Raw genomic sequence first — 16,483 nt, 5'->3', positions numbered from 1 at the left:
AACCGTGTCAGCCGATCAACCCGGCGAGGCCTCGCCATACGCCAAATGCGCCGAGATCGTTAATCGTCACGAAGAACATCAGCGCGAGCAGCGCCGCCAGCCCTCCCCGGAACGCCCAATCCATGACACGCGGATCGACAGGCTTTCGCTGGATCGCCTCGACCGCATAGAATAGCAGATGCCCGCCATCCAGCATCGGGACTGGCAACAGGTTGATGAATCCCAGATTAATGGAGATCAGCGCGATCAGCGTCACGAACTCCGGCCAGCCCAGCGACAGAGCCTGTCCGGAAGCTTCGGCAATGCGCAGGGGGCCCCCCAGTTCGTCGAGCGAGCGACGCCCAGTCACGATCTGGGTCAATGTCTCGACCATCATCGTGATGATGTCGCCGGTGCGTTGGATTCCGACCAATGGCGCTTCAAGCAGCCCGACCGGACGGCGTTCCGCTGCGGCTCGGGTAATGCCCAGGCGGCCGATGCGATATTCGTTGCCGAAGCGATCCGCCTGGCGCTCGACGCCGATCGTCAGGTCCAACGCGCGAGGAACCCCGTCGCGGACAATATCCACACGGACGGTTTCGTCCGGCCGTAGTTGGACATAGTTCACGATATCGTCGAATGTCTCGACGGTCCGACCGCCCAGCGCGGCGATCCGATCGCCCTCGGCCAGACTCGCGCTCGCCGCGGCGCCACCCTCGGCGATCCCTCCGACTACCGGCGGCGTGCTGCTCGCGCCATAGGCGACCGCGAAGCCGCCGAGGATCAACACTGCCAGCGCGAGGTTCACGAATGGGCCCGCCGCAACGATGATCGCGCGCTGCCACAGGGGCTTTGCCTGAAAGGTTCGGGCGCGCTGGTCGGCCGGTAGCGCCAGCCATTCCGGATCAGGCTGGCTGGCAGGGTTCATGTCGCCGGCGAAGCGGACATAGCCGCCCATCGGCAGCCAGCCGAATTTCCAGCGCGTGCCGCGGCGGTCGGTGAACCCGGCGATCTCGCGCCCGAAGCCGACCGCGAATTCCTCAGCCTTCACCCCGAACCACCGGCCGGCGAGATAATGGCCCATTTCGTGCACGAACACCAACGGTCCGATCAGCAAGGCGAAGGCGAGAACCGATAGCAGCAGTCCGGGATTTTCGGTCAATGCACGCAATCCTTCACTCGCTCGCCCGCATGTCGGCGCGCCTCTGCGTCGATCGCGAGCACCGCGTCGAGGCTGTCCGGCGCATCCGGGGCATAGCGCTCCAGCGTATCGGCGACGATTGCGGCAATTTCGAGGAAGCCGACGCGCCCCTCGAGAAACGCCGCGACGGCAACCTCGTTGGCGGCGTTGAGGACCGCAGGTCTGGCACCGCCTGCAGCCAGCGCAGCGCGGGCCAGCCCGAGCGCCGGGAAGCGTACCGGATCGGCTTGCTCGAAATCGAGCCGGCCGATGCGCGCCAGATCAAGCGCATCGACAGGCGTGGCCATGCGATCGGGCCACGCCAGCGCGTGGGCGATCGGTGTCCGCATGTCGGGCGCGCCGAGCTGCGCGAGCACGGAACCGTCGACATATTCGACCATCGAATGGATCACCGACTGGCGGTGGACGAGGATGTCAAGCTGATCGGCGGCGATCGGGAACAGGTGGAACGCCTCGATCAGTTCGAGCCCCTTGTTCATCATCGTCGCCGAATCGACCGAAATCTTGGCGCCCATCGACCAGTTGGGATGGGCGACCGCCTGCTGCGGCGTGATGCCGCGCATGTCGGCCAGGCTGCGCTCGCGGAACGGCCCGCCACTTGCGGTAAGGATCACGCGGCGGACCCCGCCGGGCCGCGCGAAGTCGAAGCACTGGAACACCGCGTTATGCTCGCTGTCGACCGGCAGGATCATGGTGCCGCTGCGCTGCGCCGCCGCGGTCATCACCGACCCGGCGGAGACCAGCGCTTCCTTGTTGGCCAGCGCAACCGCGCCGCCCGCCTCGATCGCCGCCATCACCGGCCGCAGTCCGGCAGTGCCGACGATCGCGGCCATGGTCCAGTCGGTCGGCAAGCGGGCAGCGTCGCATACGGCGTCGGCGCCGCCCCACGCCTCGATCCCGGTCCCCGCCAGCGCGGCTTCGAGCGCGGCAAGGCAGGATCGATCTGCGACCACCGCGACCTTCGCAGCGGTGCGGATCGCCGCCTGGGCCAACTTGGCGACGTCGCAATTGGCGGTGAGCGCGACGACGTCGAATGCGCCCGGATCGCGCTCGATCAGGTCGAGCGTCGAGCTGCCGACCGATCCGGTGGCGCCAAGGATCGTCACGCGCTTCATGCCGCGACCTGTACCATCAGGATCGCCAGCGCGGCGAGCGGCGCGACCGGCACCAGCCCGTCGAGCCGATCGAGCATGCCGCCATGACCGGGCAGCAGGGTGCCCGAATCCTTGATCCCCGCCTGCCGCTTGAGCCAGCTTTCGTAGAGATCGCCGAGCGCCGACACGACCGCCAGGAACGGCGTCGCCACCGCAAGCCACGGGGATAGGCCATAGTGCATCATCACCCCGCCGAGCACCGCCGCGGCGAATACGCCACCGACGAACCCCGACCAGGTCTTGTTGGGGCTGATCCGCGGCGCGAATTTGGGGCCGCCGACCGAGCGTCCGACGAAAAAGGCAGCGGTGTCGCACGCCCATACCAGGCCCATCGCCCAAAGCGACAGGAACAGGCCGTCTTCGAGCCCGCGGATGAACACGATCGCCAATGCCGGCAGCCCGACATACAGCACGCCGCGCGCCAGATCGCCGCGCCGGGTGATCGTCGCGACGAACACTGCTGCGGCGACGACCAGGCCGAGCGCGAAAAAGCTGGCGCCGGACGCGATCGGGGCGAGGATCGCCAGCGGCACCGACAGCGCGAACAGCGCGATGCGCTTGGCCTTGCGATCGACGCGCAGCATGTCGGCCCATTCGGCCATCATCACCAGCGCACCGATCACGACCAGCAGCCAGAACAGGATGCCCCCGATCGCGATCGCCGCCGCCGCCACGGCGAGCAAGGCGCCGCCGACGGCCAGGCGCTGATTGAGGTCGGCCTTGCGCTGTGCGGCTTGATCGGGTGTCACAGACCACCGAACCGGCGCTGGCGGCGACCGAAATCGGCGACTGCCCCGCGCAGCGTGGCTTCGTCGAAGTCCGGCCAAAGCGTGTCGACAAAGGCGAGCTCGGCATAGGCCGCCTGCCACAGCAGGAAATTGGAGAGACGCTGCTCGCCCGAAGTGCGGATCAACAGGTCGAGCGGCGGCAGGTCGCGAGTCGCCAATGCGCCTTCGATCGCAGCTTCGTCGATGGTGTCGGCGGCGCGGCTGCCCTGCTCGACTTCGCGGGCGAGATGGCGCGCGGCGGCGGCGATCTCCGCCTGCGCGCCGTAATTGAGCGCGATTACCAGCCGCGGACCACTATTGTCCGCGGTGCGCACGATGGCGGTGTCGATCATCCGCACCAGATCGTCCGACAGCGCGCGATAGTCGCCGATGACGCGCAGACGCACATTCTCGCGGATCAGATCGTCGACTTCGTTTTTGAGGAACAGCCGCAGCAGCCCCATCAGGTCGCCGACCTCCTCGGCCGGTCGGCGCCAGTTCTCGGACGAGAAGGCATAGAGCGTCAGCACATCGATGCCGATGTCACGCGCGGCGCGGGCAACGCGGCGCACCGCCTCGACCCCCTGCTTGTGCCCGGCGATGCGCGGCAGCGCGCGCGCATGCGCCCAGCGACCATTGCCGTCCATGATGATGGCGACGTGCCGCGGGATGCCCGTCTTCCCCAGGCCCTGCCCCGGATCGGGCGCCGACGTGGGCGCGGCCAATGCGGTCACTTGCCCAGGATTTCCTTTTCCTTGGCACTGGCTGCGGCGTCGATATCGGCGATCGTGGCGTCGGTCAGCTTCTGCACCTCGGTCTCGTGCCGCTTGCGCTCATCCTCGGAATAGACGCCCTTCTTCTCGTCGGTCTTGAGCCCGTCCATCCCGTCACGGCGGACGTTGCGCGCGGCGATACGTGCCTTTTCCGCATATTGGCTGGCAAGCTTGGCGAGTTCCTTGCGCCGTTCCTCGGTCAAATCGGGGATCGGGAGGCGCAGATTCTGGCCATCGACGATCGGATTGAGCCCCAGCCCTGCCGAACGGATCGCCTTGTCCACCGGGCCGACATTGCTCTTGTCCCACACCTGCACGCTCAGCATCCGCGGCTCGGGCGCCGAAACGGTGGCAAGCTGGTTGAGCGGCATGTTGGCACCGTACACCTCGACCGTGACCGGATCGAGCAGCGACGTCGATGCGCGACCGGTACGCAGGCCCGAAAGATCGCCCTTGAGCGATTCCACGGCGCCCGCCATGCGGCGTTCGAGATCGGCCTTGTCATATGCGGCCATGTCGGCTCCCCTAGTGCTTGTCGTTGGTGTTCTGGACGATCGTCGAAACGCCTTCACCGCGCAGCACGGCGGCGAGGTTGCCTTCCTCACGGATATTGAAGACGACGATCGGGATGTGATTGTCGCGGCACAAGGCGACGGCGCTTGCGTCCATCACGCGCAGATTGTCGGCGAGGACGCGATCGAAGGTCAGCGTATCGTAGCGCTTGGCATCCGCGACCTTCTTGGGATCGGCGTCATAGACACCGTCGACGCTGGTCCCCTTGAACAGCGCGTCGCAGCCCATTTCGGCGGCACGCAGCGCGGCGGTGGTGTCGGTGGTGAAGAACGGCAGGCCGGTGCCCGCGGCAAAGATCACGACGCGGCCCTTTTCCATATGCCGCTCTGCGCGGCGACGGATATAGGGTTCGCACACGCTGGCCATCGGGATCGCCGACTGGACGCGGGTCTGAACCCCGGTCTTTTCCAGCGCGTTCTGCATGGCAAGCGCGTTCATCACCGTGGCGAGCATGCCCATGTAGTCGGCGCTCGCGCGGTCGAAGCCCTGGGCTGCGCCGGCAAGACCGCGAAAGATGTTTCCGCCGCCGACCACCATGCACACCTGAAGGCCGGTGTCGGTAACGCCCTTCACTTCGCGGGCGACGCGATCGCAGGTGTCGGGATCGATGCCGAACTGGCCCGATCCCATCAGGACCTCGCCCGACAGCTTGAGCAGAATACGATTGAAACGCGGAACGACGGTCATGCAATCCAGAAGGTCGGAGGGAGCACCAAAACGGCGCGGACCTTAGAAGGACCGCGCCGCATTGCCAACCTGTTACACCGGACGCCGATGCGGCGATCCGGTGCCCAGGCGATCAGGGCTTGTTGATGCCTGCAGTCGCTGCGACCTCGGCGGCAAAATCGCTTTCTTCCTTCTCGATGCCTTCGCCGAGCTGGAAGCGGACGTAATCGACCAGCGCAATCTCGGCACCGGCGTCCTTCGCCGCCTTGGCGACCACGTCGGCGACCGGGGTCTTGCCGTCCATCACGATTGGCTGGCTGAGCAGTGCATTCTCCTTGGCGAACTTCTTGACCGAGCCTTCGACCATCTTGGCGATGATGTCGGCGGGCTTGCCGCTCTCGCTGGCCTTTTCGGTCGCGATCGCACGCTCGCGCTCGATCACGTCCTGATCAAGGCCATTTTCGTCGAGCGCCAGCGGGAATGCCGCAGCGATGTGCATCGCGATCTGCTTGCCGAGCGGCTCAAGCACGTCGACGCCCGCGGAGCTCTCGAGCGCGACCAGAACGCCGATCTTGCCAAGACCCGGCGACGCCTGGTTGTGAACGTACGGGATCACCGCGCCCTGGCTCACCGACAGCTGGCGCACCCGGCGGAGCGACTGGTTCTCGCCGATGGTGGCGATGTTGTTGGTCAGCGCTTCCTCGACGGTCTTGCCCGAAGGCATCTTTGCCGCCTTGAGCGTGTCCATGTCGTCACCCTGCGCAAGCGCGAGATTGGTCACGTCGCGGACGAACGCCTGGAACTGGTCGTTCTTCGCGACAAAATCGGTTTCGGAATTGACCTCGATCGCAGCGCCCTTGGTGCCGGCGACGGCGATCCCCACCAGACCCTCGGCCGCGGTACGGCTCGACTTCTTGGCGGCGGCGGCAAGCCCCTTGGTGCGCAGCCAGTCGATGGCGGCTTCCATGTCGCCGCCATTCTCGGTCAGCGCCTTCTTGCAATCCATCATGCCAGCGCCGGAGCGCTCGCGCAGATCCTTCACCGCAGCGGCAGTGATCTCGGCCATTTTCGGTTCCTTTGACTATGCTTTTGGGCGGGGAAGCGCATCACGCCCTGCCCCGCCCGGATGACAAATCGGTGACGCGCCGAAGCGCGCGGGCGGTCAGGCGTCGACCGGGCGATCGCTTCCCGCAGTATCGGCATCGGCCGTGGCGGTTTCGACATCGGCCGCGGCTGCGGCGTCGGTCGTGACTGCTGCCGTCTCGAGCGCGGGTTCGACCGGGGGTTCGGCCATCGCACCGAAGTCCTGACCGCGCATCGCCTGTTCATTGTTGCCGCGCGTCGCCGCAATGGCGATCGCCTCGCAATAGAGCCGGATCGCGCGGGCGGCGTCGTCGTTCGCCGGCACCGGAAACGCGATGCCGTCGGGCGAGACGTTCGAATCGAGGATCGCCACGACCGGAATTCCGAGCGTGTTGGCTTCCTTGATCGCCAGCTCTTCCTTGTTGGCGTCGATCACGAACATGATGTCGGGGATGCCGTTCAGATCGCGAATGCCGCCGAGCGACATGTCGAGCTTGTCCTTTTCGCGCGTGAGCTGGAGGACTTCCTTCTTGGTCAGGCCGGTAGTGTCGCCCGACAGTTGCTCTTCGAGCGCCTTCAGACGCTTGATCGAGCCCGAAATGGTCTTCCAGTTGGTGAGCATGCCGCCCAGCCAGCGATGGTTGACGAAATGCTGGTTCGACCGGCGTGCCGCCTCCGCGATCGGCTCCTGCGCCTGGCGCTTGGTGCCGACGAACAGCACCTTGCCGCCCGATGCGACCGAGGCCGACACGAATTCGAGCGCGCGCGCGAACAGCGGCACGGTCTGCGAAAGGTCGAGGATGTGGATGCCGTTGCGGTCGCCAAAGATGTACGGTTTCATCTTCGGGTTCCAGCGATGCGTCTGGTGTCCGAAATGCGCGCCCGATTCGATGAGCTGCTGCATCGAGACGACTGGTGCCGCCATAGAGAAGTTCCTTTCCGGTTGTTCCTCTGGGAAGCGAAGGACCGCGGGATCGCCTGAAAGGCGGCCGCGGCACCGGGTGATGTGCTTCCCATGTGGGTTGAGCGCGGGGCGTTAGCGCAACGTTTGCGCCGAATCAACCCTTGACAGCGGAACGGACAAGGAACATACGATGCTCGTAAGTGGAACCCGGAACCGATTCGGCGATGCGCCGTTTCCGCGACTGGGTTCGTTAATAAATCCGTAACTTTTTGAAGAGGTTCGGGACCATGATTGCTGCTCTTTCGATGATGCTGTTTGCATTCGCCGGGCTGTTCGCGCTGACGGTGATCGTTGCCACGCTTCGGCCGGAAGCCGATCGCATCGTGCGCCTGCTCCGCCACGGCCCGATGATCGGCGCGGTCGAGATGGCGGCGATCCGGACAGTGCCCGGCCGCCGGATCACGCTGCGGCAGGCGGGTCCGAGTTCGCTTGCGGGACCGCGGATCTGGCGCGAAGCCGCTTGACCTTGCCGTAGCTGCGAACGCTGAGCGGGATCGTGGCGAGATAGGCGAGCGTGACGATCGACAGGGTCTGCCATGGGGCATTGAGCAGGGCAGCCGCGAGGATCACCACGACGACGATCGCTTCGAACCGGATCGTGCGACGCAGCTTGAGCGAGGACCAGGAATAGGTCGCCAGGCTGGAGATCATCAGGAACGCCGCCAGCGCGACCCATGGCGTGACTAGCCACGGCGAACGGAAGACTTCTTCTCCGGTAGCGATCCACAGATATAAAGGCAGCATCGCGATGCCGGCGCCTGCTGGAGCGGGCACGCCGGTGAGGAAACCCGCCGATTTGTGCGGCTGGTCCGCGATGTCGATGCGGGCGTTGAAACGAGCCAGCCGCAGAGCGGTGAAGACGGCGTAGAGCAAGGCGACGATCCAGCCGATCTTGGGCGCGGCCATCAATGCCCAGAGATACATGATCAGCGCGGGCGAAACGCCGAACGATATCGCATCCGACAGCGAATCGAGCTCGGCGCCGAACTTGCTTTCGCCGCGGACCATGCGCGCGACACTGCCGTCCATCGCGTCGAGAACGGCGGCGATCAGGATCATCAGCGCGGCCCGCTCCCAATCGCCAGCGATCGCGAATCGGATGCCGGTCAGCCCCGAGCACAGGGCCGCTGCGGTCACCGCATTCGGCGCTACCGCGCGCAGCGGGATGCCGCGCTCGATGCGCGCACGTCTGCCAAGTGCCATCGGCTTTACTGAGTCACGCCGGCGGGACGGGACACACCGGGCCGACCGATGATGGTTTCGCCGGCGATGCTGCGCTGGCCGAGAATCACCTGTGGTTCGCAGCCCTCGGGAAGGAAGACGTCGACGCGACTGCCGAAGCGGATCAGGCCGACGCGCTGGCCGGTGGCGACGATGTCCCCCGGCTTGACGAACCCGACGATACGCCGCGCCACCAGCCCGGCGATCTGGGTGAAGCCGACGCGGCGGCCGTGCTTGTCCTCAACGACGATGTGCTGGCGCTCATTCTCGTCGCTCGCCTTGTCGAGATCGGCGTTGAGGAATTTGCCCGAGATGTAGACGACCTGACGGATCGTTCCCGGCACGGGGGTGCGGTTGATATGGACGTCGAACACCGACATGAAGATCGACACGCGTATCAGCGGCTCGGTGCCCAGACCGTCCGGTCCGACCAGCTCGGGCGGGAGCGGCACGCGCTGGATCATCGTCACCAGCCCGTCGGCGGGCGCGACGATCAGGTCGTCGCCCTGGGGCGTGACGCGCACCGGATCGCGAAAGAACGCCGCTACCCAGACGGTCAGTCCCAGCATCGGCCAGGTCAGGACGGGCAGCACCAGCCACATCAGGAATGTGAGCGCCAGCGCGATCAGGACGTATTTGCGGCCTTCCGGGTGCATGCCGGGAAAGCGCCACTTGACCGTCGAGGTGCCGACGGTCGGCTTTTCTAAGGATGCCATGACGAGGGATGTAGCTGTGTCGCGGGGGCAACACAACGGCGCTTGGCACGAGAGAGAGTGGATCGGGCGGAGGCGGTTGCGAGCGGTTGATCGCGTGGCTGCATGTGCTTAGGAGCCTGGGACAACCCTCCCCCAATCCCCAGGAAAGCGAACACATGGCGAAGATCAAGGTGAAGACGCCGGTCGTGGAGATCGACGGCGACGAAATGACGCGGATCATCTGGGCATGGATCCGCGAGCGCCTGATCCTCCCCTATCTCGACATCGACCTCGAATATTACGACCTCTCCGTGGAGAAGCGCGACGAGACCGACGACAAGATCACCGTCGACAGCGCCAAGGCGATCCAGAAATACGGCGTCGGCGTGAAATGTGCGACGATCACGCCCGACGAACAGCGCGTCGAGGAATTCAGCCTCAAGAAGATGTGGAAATCGCCCAACGGTACGATCCGCAACATCCTGGGCGGGGTGGTGTTTCGCGAGCCGATCGTGATTTCGAACGTGCCGCGGCTGGTGCCCGGCTGGACCAAGCCGATCGTCGTCGGTCGCCATGCGTTCGGCGACCAGTACCGCGCGACCGACTATCGTGTTCCCGGCCCCGGCAAGCTGCGACTGGTGTTCGAAGGTGACGACGGCACGGTGATCGACGAGGAAGTGTTCCGTTTCCCGTCGCCGGGCGTCGCGATGGCGATGTACAATCTCGACGATTCGATCCGCGACTTCGCGCGCGCAAGCCTAAACTACGGGCTCGACCGGAAATGGCCGGTGTATCTGTCGACCAAGAACACGATCATGAAGGCGTATGACGGACGCTTCAAGGACATCTTCGCCGAAGTGTTCGAGGCCGAGTTCGCCGCGCAATTCAAGGAACTGGGCATCGTCTATGAGCACCGCCTGATCGACGACATGGTCGCTTCCGCCCTCAAATGGCATGGCGAGTTCGTGTGGGCCTGCAAGAACTATGATGGCGACGTGCAGTCGGACACGGTCGCACAGGGCTTCGGCTCGCTCGGCCTGATGACGTCGGTGCTGATGACTCCCGACGGCAAGACCATCGAGGCAGAGGCCGCGCATGGCACGGTGACGCGGCATTACCGCCAGCACCAGCAGGGCAAGGCGACCTCGACCAACCCGATCGCGTCGATCTTCGCATGGACCGGCGGCCTGAAATATCGCGGCAAGTTCGACGGGACGCCGGATGTCACGCGCTTTGCCGAGACGCTTGAGCGGGTGTGCGTCGAGACCGTCGAGAGCGGCGCGATGACTAAGGATCTGGCGATCCTGATCGGCCCGGACCAGCCGTGGATGACGACCGAGCAGTTCTTCGAGGCGATCCGGGTGAACCTGGAAACCGCGATGGGAAGCTGGAAGTAACCCATATCCTCCCCGGCACGGGGAGGGGGACCATGCAAGGCATGGTGGAGGGGGATCGCCGCAAGCGGGTCGCTGGAGGAAGCCCCCCTCCGCCACCCGCGCTGCGGGCGGTCCCCCTCCCCGTGCCGGGGAGGATCGTTGAATGACACCCGCTGCGCTTCGGCCTATTCGCTAGGACATGGCGCTAGACCTCCAAAATAGCGGACTTTCCGACGCGCTGGTGATCCTCGGCGCGGCGGGCCTCGTGATTCCGGCATTTGCGCGGTTCAAGGTGAGCCCGGTGATCGGGTTCATCCTGGTCGGCATCCTAGTCGGGCCGAATGCGCTGGGCAGCCTCGTCGGTGAGCAGCGCTGGCTATATTACCTCACCATCTCCGACCCGGAATCGATCGAGCCGTTCGCCGAGTTCGGGATCATCCTGTTGCTGTTCTCGATCGGGCTCGAGCTGTCGCTCAAGCGGCTATGGGCAATGCGCGGGCTGGTTTTCGGAGTCGGCGCGGCCGAGCTGATCGGCTCGGGGCTGATCATCGGCGTCGCGCTGCACTTGCTGGGGCAGCCGTGGGGCGGCGCGATCGGATTGGGGCTGGCGCTGGCGCTGTCGTCGACCGCGCTGGTGCTGCCGATCGCCGGGATGACCAGCGCGGTCGGGCGCGGCGCCTTTGCGATGCTGCTGTTCGAGGACGTGGCGCTGGTGCCGATCATCTTCATGCTCGGAGCGCTCGCCCCGACTGCCGATGGCGAGGGCTGGCGCGGGCTGACCGACGTGGCGATCGCCGGCGGCATCACCGTGGCGGTGCTGTTCGTCGGCGGCCGGCTGATCCTGCCGCGGATGTTCGCTCAGGCGGCGCGCACCAAGAGCCCGGAGCTGTTCCTGGCGGCGTCGCTGCTGGTGGTGATCGTCGCCAGCCTCGCCACCGCTGCCGCGGGTCTGTCGCCGATCGTCGGCGCGCTGCTCGCCGGGCTGCTGATCGCCGAAACCGAATATCACGGCGAGGTCGAGGCGATCACCGCGCCGTTCAAGGGACTGGCGCTGGGCGTGTTCCTGATCTCGGTCGGGATGCAGCTCGATTTGCGGCTGGTCGCGCGATACTGGCCCGAATTGCTGGCGGCGATCGCAGGCGTGATGCTGGTCAAGACCGTCGTCACCTTCCTGCTGCTGCGCGTGTCGGGCGCGCGACCGGGCACCGCGGCGGAAACCGGCGTGTTGATGGCAAGCCCGTCGGAGACGACGCTGATCGTACTGGGCACGGCGACGCTGGCGGGGCTGATCCAGCCATCGACGGCCGCGTTCTGGACGACGGTGACGGCGATCGGGCTGACCATCACGCCGCTGCTGGCCAAGGGCGGGCGCGTGATCGCGCGGCGGATCGAGCGGCGGCTGGGCGAAAGCGCCGATGCCCCCGCAACCGGCGTGGCGCATGGCACCGTCATCGTCGGGTTCGGTCGGATCGGGCGCACCGTGGCGGACATGCTCAACGCGCACGAGAAGCCGTATCTGGCGATCGACGCCGATATCGATGCCGCCAACGAAGCGCGGCGCGAGGGATATAATGTCCAGTTCGGCGACGTCGCGCGCAGCGACATGGTCGATCGGCTCAACCTGGGCCATGCCAAGGCGCTGATCATCACCATGGACGATCCGGTGCTGAGCGTGCAGCTGACGCGGCGGGTACGCGGCTGGGTGCCCGACCTGCCGATCATCGTGCGCGCGCGCGATTCCGAGCATGCCGCATTGCTCTACCGGGCGGGAGCGACCGATGCGATCCCCGAGACGCTCGAAAGCTCGCTGCAATTGTCCGAAGCCGTGCTGGTGGACCTGGGCGTCGCGGTCGGGCCGGTGATCGCGTCGATCCACGAGAAGCGCGACGAAATGCGTCAGGAGATCAAGAACGCCGCGGGGATCGATCGCGAACCGCGGATTCGCAGGGTGCGCGCCGCCGGATCGCCGCGCGGCCCGGCATGAATTCAAGGGAAAGCAGATGATGGAAGTGATCGCGGTCGATATCGGCGGCACCCATGCCCGCTTCGCGATCGCCGAGGTCAAGGATGGGCATGTCGTGCGCCTGGGCGAGCCGACGACGCTCAAGACCGCGGAGCATGGCAGCCTGCAACTCGCCTGGCAGGCGTTCGGGCGTACGCTTGGCCGACCCTTGCCGCGGATGGCGGGAATTGCGGTGGCTTCGCCGATCAACGACGACCTCATCAAGCTGACCAACAATCCGTGGATCATCCGGCCGCGGCTGATCACCGAACGGCTGGGCGTCGATCAATGGACGCTGATCAACGATTTCGGCGCGATCGGACATGCGGTGGCGCAACTGGGCGACGATGCGTTCCTGCACGTGTGCGGGCCGGAAGGGCCGCTTCCGGCCAAGGGTTCGCTGACGGTCTGCGGCCCCGGTACCGGGCTCGGCGTGGCGCAGGTGTTCCGGCATGCGCGGGGGTACAATGTGATCGAGACCGAGGGCGGGCACATGGATTTCGCCCCGCTCGACGGGATCGAGGACGCCATGCTCAAGCGCTTGCGCAAGACCTATACCCGCGTGTCGGCGGAGCGGATCGCGTCGGGGCCGGGGATCGTTCCGATCTATGAAACGCTTGCCGAAATGGAGGGAGAGCCGGTCAAGTCGCGCAGCGATCGCGACATCTGGGACATGGCGTTTAGCGGCACCGACAGCCTGGCAAGCGCGGCTATGGACCGCTTCTGCCTGAGCCTGGGCGCGATCGCGGGCGACCTCGCGCTCGCGCACGGACCCAAGGGCGTCGTCATCGCCGGGGGGCTCGGCCTTCGGCTCAAGGATCACCTGATCTCGTCGGGCTTTGGCGAGCGGTTCGTTGCCAAGGGGCGGTTCCAGTCGCTGATGGCCTCGGTTCCGGTCAAACTCATTACCCACCCCCAGCCCGGCCTCTACGGCGCCGCGGCGGCATTTGCGCAGGAGCACACCGCATGAACATCGAAACCATCATGCGCACCAGCGCGGTCATCCCCGTCCTCGTCATTGACGACGCCGCGATTGCGCGCCCGCTGGCCGAGGCGCTGGTCGCAGGCGGATTGCGCGTGCTGGAGGTGACGCTGCGCACCCCCGCCGCGCTCGATGCGATCCGCGAGATGAAGCAGGTTCCCGGCGCGATCGTCGGCGCGGGTACGGTGGTGTCGACCGATCAGTTCGAACAGGTGATGGACGCGGGCGGCGAATTCATCGTTTCGCCGGGGCTCACCGAAGGCCTTGGCCGGGTGATCGTCGATTCGGGAGTGCCGTTCCTGCCGGGGATCGCGACCGCAGGCGACATCATGCGGGGGTATGATCTGGGGCTGAGGTACTTCAAATTCTTTCCGGCGGAGACGTCGGGCGGGTTGAAGGCGCTCAAGGCGCTGGCCGCACCGTTCCACGAAGCCCGTTTCTGCCCGACCGGGGGGATTACCGAGGCGAGCGCACCGGAATGGCTGGCGTTCGAAAAGGTGCTGTGCGTCGGCGGGAGCTGGGTGACGCCGAGCGGAGCGGCGATGCCGGATGTCGAGGCGAAGGCAAGGGCTGCGGCCGGGTTGCGGGCGTAAGGCGGCTTCTGGACGAACCGACGTCAAAATCGTCGCGGAGCGGCGCCGATCTACATCTCCCCTCGCGCCCGCCGGATCGCATACCATTTTGCTACGTTTGCGTTGTGCTGTTCCAGCGTATCCGCGAACACGTGCCCGCCGGTCCCGTCCGCCACGAAATACAGCGCGCTCGACTGCGCCGGGTCAAGCACCGCGTCGATCGATTCGCGGCCCGGGTTGGCGATCGGGCCTTCGGGCAATCCCGCCCTCGCATAGGTGTTGTACCCGTTCCGTGTCTGCAGTTCGGAGCGCAGGATGCGGCGGCCGAGCGGGCGGCCCTTGGTGACCGGATAGATCACGGTCGGGTCGGCCTGGAGCGGCATGCCGGCGCGCAGGCGGTTGGAGTAGACCGCGGCGACGGTGCGGCGTTCGGAGGGCTTGGAGGTTTCCTTCTCGACGATCGAGGCAAGGATGATCGCCTCGCGCGGGGAAGTGACCACGGTCGTTGGCTTGCGGCGTTTCCACGCTTCTTCGAGGTACCGGTCCATCGCGCGCTGCATGCGGGCGAGCACTTCGGCGCGAGTGCCGCCGCGTTCGTAGCTGTAGCTGTCGGGGAGCACGCTGCCTTCGGCCGGGACCGCGACCTTTCCGCCCAGTTCGGGCGCTTTCATCAAAGCATCGTGGACCATGACCGACGGGAAGCCTTCGGGAACCGTCACGAAGCGCTGCAGCGTGCGGCCGCCCTGGAGCAGCTTGAGCAGGTCCGACTGGCTGAGGCCGGCGGGGATGCGGTATTCGCCGGCGCGGATCGGCTCGTCAGAGCCCAGAACGCGCGCGAGCAGCGTGAAGCGGGTCGCCGAGTTGATGATGCCCGCCCGCTCGAACTCGTCGGCGGCGCCGGCAAGCGAGGACCCGCGGGGAACCAGGACAGTGGTGTTCTTTTCGAGCGGCCCGGCTCCGCCCCAGCTCTGGACGAGCAGAAACAGGGTGGCGATGATGCCGAGCGCGGCGACAAATCCGAGGCAACCGAGTTTTCTCATCGCTCCACCCTATCCGTTCACTTCGAGCGATGTCGAAAAACTTGGCTGGGGCATAGCGTGGCGGTTTCTCGACTTCGCTCGAAACAAACGGGCATGGGGATGTGCCCGGCAGAGTGGGAGGGTTTACTCGACCGGCTTCATCACCAGCGACGCGTTGGTGCCGCCGAACCCGAACGAGTTGTTGAGGATCGCGCGCACCCGGCGCTGCTTGGCGACATGCGGGACGAGGTCGACGCCGACGCAATTCTCGCTGGGATTGTCGAGATTGAGCGTGGGCGGGACGATCTGGTCACGCATCGCCAGTATGCAGAAGATGCTCTCCACCGCGCCTGCGCCGCCGAGGAGATGCCCGATCGCCGACTTGGTCGAGCTCATCGACACATCGTCGAGCGCGCTGCCGAACAGGCGCCGCACCGCGCCCAACTCGAGCTCGTCGCCAAGCGGTGTCGAGGTGCCATGCGCGTTGATGTAGTCGATATCCTCAAGCGCTAGGCCCGACTTGCGCATCGCCATTTCCATCGACCGAAATGCCCCGGAACCCTCGGGGTGCGGCGCGGTGACGTGATAGGCATCGCCCGACAAGCCGTAGCCGATGACTTCGGCGTACATCTTCGCGCCGCGCGCCTTGGCACGCTCATATTCCTCGAGCACGACGACGCCGGCGCCTTCGCCCATCACGAAGCCGTCGCGATCGACATCGTACGGGCGGCTGCCCTTTTCGGGGGTGTCGTTGAAGTTGGTCGAAAGCGCGCGCGCCTGGCTGAACCCGGCGATGCCGATCGGGCAGATCGCACCTTCCGCCCCGCCCGCCAGCATGACGTCGGCATCGTCCATCGCGATCATCCGCGCGGCGTCACCGATCGAATGCGCCCCGGTCGAGCAGGCGGTTACGACAGCATGGTTAGGACCCATCAGCCCGTATTTGATGCTGACCTGGCCCGAGATCAGGTTGATAAGTCGCCCGTGCACGAAATGAGGGCTGACCCGGCGCGGACCCTTCGCCGCGAGCACCAGCGACTCGCTCTCGATCCCCGGAAGTCCGCCGATGCCGGCACCGATCGAACAGCCCGCGCGATAGCGTTCCGCCTCCGTCATCTCGGTCAGGCCGGCGTCCTCGATCGCCTGCCCGGCGGCGTCGATGCCGAAGACGATGAAGGGGTCGACCTGGCGCTGAACCTTGTGATCGACGCGCAGATTGGGGTCGAAGCCGTATTCGTGGTCCGCCGGCTTGACCTCGCAGGCAATGCGGCAGGCATAGTCGGTCGGGTCGAAGCGCGTGATCCGGCCCGCGCCGGACTTGCCCGCCAGCAGGTTGCTCCAGACGGTTTCCACTTCGGCACCCAGCGGGGTCACCAGCCCCAGCCCGGTCACGACTACGCGGCGCATCGCAAATCTCCGTTGGTCAATTTCGACATGAAAACGGCCCCCTGCCCCG

General features: G+C 66.1%; 17 protein-coding genes. 5 read left to right on the top strand and 12 right to left on the bottom strand.

The window, feature by feature from the left end:
* Positions 1-7: 7 nt before the first annotated feature.
* From FHY50_RS04200 to rpsB, 8 genes are all read right to left on the bottom strand, one after another.
* Positions 8-1,141, bottom strand: coding sequence for a M50 family metallopeptidase (locus FHY50_RS04200; protein WP_140047171.1), 1,134 nt, complete (start codon positions 1,139-1,141; stop codon positions 8-10).
* A complete protein-coding gene (locus FHY50_RS04195; protein WP_140047170.1) occupies positions 1,138-2,295 on the bottom strand; it encodes a 1-deoxy-D-xylulose-5-phosphate reductoisomerase in 1,158 nt (385 codons plus the stop codon). Before FHY50_RS04195 ends, FHY50_RS04200 begins: the two co-directional genes overlap by 4 nt.
* On the bottom strand, positions 2,292-3,083 hold the full coding sequence (locus FHY50_RS04190; protein ID WP_140047168.1) for a phosphatidate cytidylyltransferase: 792 nt from the start codon (positions 3,081-3,083) through the stop codon (positions 2,292-2,294). Before FHY50_RS04190 ends, FHY50_RS04195 begins: the two co-directional genes overlap by 4 nt.
* Positions 3,080-3,826, bottom strand: coding sequence for an isoprenyl transferase (locus FHY50_RS04185; protein WP_279588174.1), 747 nt, complete (start codon positions 3,824-3,826; stop codon positions 3,080-3,082). Before FHY50_RS04185 ends, FHY50_RS04190 begins: the two co-directional genes overlap by 4 nt.
* Positions 3,827-3,831: 5 nt before the next feature.
* The gene (frr, locus tag FHY50_RS04180) at positions 3,832-4,389 is read right to left on the bottom strand and encodes a ribosome recycling factor (RefSeq protein WP_140047166.1); all 558 of its coding nucleotides are present in this window, start codon (positions 4,387-4,389) and stop codon (positions 3,832-3,834) included.
* A gap of 10 nt (positions 4,390-4,399) precedes the next feature.
* Positions 4,400-5,134, bottom strand: coding sequence for a UMP kinase (gene pyrH / locus FHY50_RS04175; RefSeq protein ID WP_140047164.1), 735 nt, complete (start codon positions 5,132-5,134; stop codon positions 4,400-4,402).
* 112 nt (positions 5,135-5,246) lie between these two features.
* The gene (gene tsf, locus FHY50_RS04170) at positions 5,247-6,179 is read right to left on the bottom strand and encodes a translation elongation factor Ts (RefSeq protein WP_140047162.1); all 933 of its coding nucleotides are present in this window, start codon (positions 6,177-6,179) and stop codon (positions 5,247-5,249) included.
* Between the two features lie 96 nt (positions 6,180-6,275).
* Positions 6,276-7,121 (bottom strand): 30S ribosomal protein S2, encoded by an 846-nt coding sequence (rpsB, locus tag FHY50_RS04165; RefSeq protein ID WP_140047160.1) that lies wholly within the window; start codon positions 7,119-7,121, stop codon positions 6,276-6,278.
* A gap of 266 nt (positions 7,122-7,387) precedes the next feature.
* Between rpsB and FHY50_RS04160 the strand changes: the two genes are divergently transcribed.
* A complete protein-coding gene (locus FHY50_RS04160; protein ID WP_140047158.1) occupies positions 7,388-7,624 on the top strand; it encodes a hypothetical protein in 237 nt (78 codons plus the stop codon).
* Here the strand turns inward: FHY50_RS04160 and FHY50_RS04155 are convergent.
* Both FHY50_RS04155 and FHY50_RS04150 read right to left on the bottom strand, forming a co-directional pair.
* Entirely contained in the window at positions 7,560-8,363 is an 804-nt protein-coding gene (locus FHY50_RS04155) for a CDP-alcohol phosphatidyltransferase family protein (protein ID WP_140047156.1), read from the bottom strand. The genes FHY50_RS04160 and FHY50_RS04155 overlap by 65 nt on opposite strands.
* A gap of 5 nt (positions 8,364-8,368) precedes the next feature.
* The gene (locus FHY50_RS04150) at positions 8,369-9,097 is read right to left on the bottom strand and encodes a phosphatidylserine decarboxylase (RefSeq protein WP_140047154.1); all 729 of its coding nucleotides are present in this window, start codon (positions 9,095-9,097) and stop codon (positions 8,369-8,371) included.
* 155 nt (positions 9,098-9,252) lie between these two features.
* Between FHY50_RS04150 and FHY50_RS04145 the strand changes: the two genes are divergently transcribed.
* The 4 genes from FHY50_RS04145 to eda all read left to right on the top strand — a co-directional run bounded on the left by FHY50_RS04145 (position 9,253) and on the right by eda (position 14,029).
* Entirely contained in the window at positions 9,253-10,473 is a 1,221-nt protein-coding gene (locus FHY50_RS04145) for an NADP-dependent isocitrate dehydrogenase (protein WP_140047153.1), read from the top strand.
* Positions 10,474-10,651: 178 nt separating this feature from the next.
* Positions 10,652-12,436, top strand: a complete 1,785-nt coding sequence (locus FHY50_RS04140) for a cation:proton antiporter domain-containing protein (RefSeq protein ID WP_140047151.1) — start codon at positions 10,652-10,654, stop codon at positions 12,434-12,436.
* A gap of 19 nt (positions 12,437-12,455) precedes the next feature.
* The gene (gene glk / locus FHY50_RS04135) at positions 12,456-13,424 is read left to right on the top strand and encodes a glucokinase (RefSeq protein ID WP_140231034.1); all 969 of its coding nucleotides are present in this window, start codon (positions 12,456-12,458) and stop codon (positions 13,422-13,424) included.
* Positions 13,421-14,029, top strand: a complete 609-nt coding sequence (eda, locus tag FHY50_RS04130; protein ID WP_140047149.1) for a bifunctional 4-hydroxy-2-oxoglutarate aldolase/2-dehydro-3-deoxy-phosphogluconate aldolase — start codon at positions 13,421-13,423, stop codon at positions 14,027-14,029. Before glk ends, eda begins: the two co-directional genes overlap by 4 nt.
* Positions 14,030-14,079: 50 nt before the next feature.
* On the opposite strand, the gene mltG is transcribed toward eda, so the two are convergent.
* Positions 14,080-15,048: an endolytic transglycosylase MltG gene (gene mltG / locus FHY50_RS04125; protein WP_140047147.1), complete on the bottom strand. Its 969-nt coding sequence runs from the start codon at positions 15,046-15,048 to the stop codon at positions 14,080-14,082.
* Between the two features lie 123 nt (positions 15,049-15,171).
* On the bottom strand, positions 15,172-16,434 hold the full coding sequence (gene fabF / locus FHY50_RS04120; RefSeq protein WP_140047146.1) for a beta-ketoacyl-ACP synthase II: 1,263 nt from the start codon (positions 16,432-16,434) through the stop codon (positions 15,172-15,174).
* Positions 16,435-16,483 lie beyond the last annotated feature (49 nt).

The sequence above is a fragment of the Sphingomonas japonica genome, from assembly GCF_006346325.1.
Classification (GTDB): Bacteria; Pseudomonadota; Alphaproteobacteria; order Sphingomonadales; family Sphingomonadaceae; genus Sphingomonas; species Sphingomonas japonica.
This window is presented reverse-complemented; position numbering and strand designations above follow the sequence as displayed.

Bases quoted from the DNA above. Each gene is read 5' to 3' on its own strand.
- FHY50_RS04195 (WP_140047170.1), bottom strand. From the start codon at position 2,295: ATGAAGCGCGTGACGATCCTTGGCGCCACCGGATCGGTCGGCAGCTCG.
- frr (WP_140047166.1), bottom strand. From the start codon at position 4,389: ATGGCCGCATATGACAAGGCCGATCTCGAACGCCGCATGGCGGGCGCC.
- pyrH (WP_140047164.1), bottom strand. From the start codon at position 5,134: ATGACCGTCGTTCCGCGTTTCAATCGTATTCTGCTCAAGCTGTCGGGC.
- tsf (WP_140047162.1), bottom strand. From the start codon at position 6,179: ATGGCCGAGATCACTGCCGCTGCGGTGAAGGATCTGCGCGAGCGCTCC.
- rpsB (WP_140047160.1), bottom strand. From the start codon at position 7,121: ATGGCGGCACCAGTCGTCTCGATGCAGCAGCTCATCGAATCGGGCGCG.
- FHY50_RS04160 (WP_140047158.1), top strand. From the start codon at position 7,388: ATGATTGCTGCTCTTTCGATGATGCTGTTTGCATTCGCCGGGCTGTTC.
- FHY50_RS04155 (WP_140047156.1), bottom strand. From the start codon at position 8,363: ATGGCACTTGGCAGACGTGCGCGCATCGAGCGCGGCATCCCGCTGCGC.
- FHY50_RS04150 (WP_140047154.1), bottom strand. From the start codon at position 9,097: ATGGCATCCTTAGAAAAGCCGACCGTCGGCACCTCGACGGTCAAGTGG.
- FHY50_RS04145 (WP_140047153.1), top strand. From the start codon at position 9,253: ATGGCGAAGATCAAGGTGAAGACGCCGGTCGTGGAGATCGACGGCGAC.
- FHY50_RS04140 (WP_140047151.1), top strand. From the start codon at position 10,652: ATGGCGCTAGACCTCCAAAATAGCGGACTTTCCGACGCGCTGGTGATC.
- glk (WP_140231034.1), top strand. From the start codon at position 12,456: ATGGAAGTGATCGCGGTCGATATCGGCGGCACCCATGCCCGCTTCGCG.
- eda (WP_140047149.1), top strand. From the start codon at position 13,421: ATGAACATCGAAACCATCATGCGCACCAGCGCGGTCATCCCCGTCCTC.
- mltG (WP_140047147.1), bottom strand. From the start codon at position 15,048: ATGAGAAAACTCGGTTGCCTCGGATTTGTCGCCGCGCTCGGCATCATC.
- fabF (WP_140047146.1), bottom strand. From the start codon at position 16,434: ATGCGCCGCGTAGTCGTGACCGGGCTGGGGCTGGTGACCCCGCTGGGT.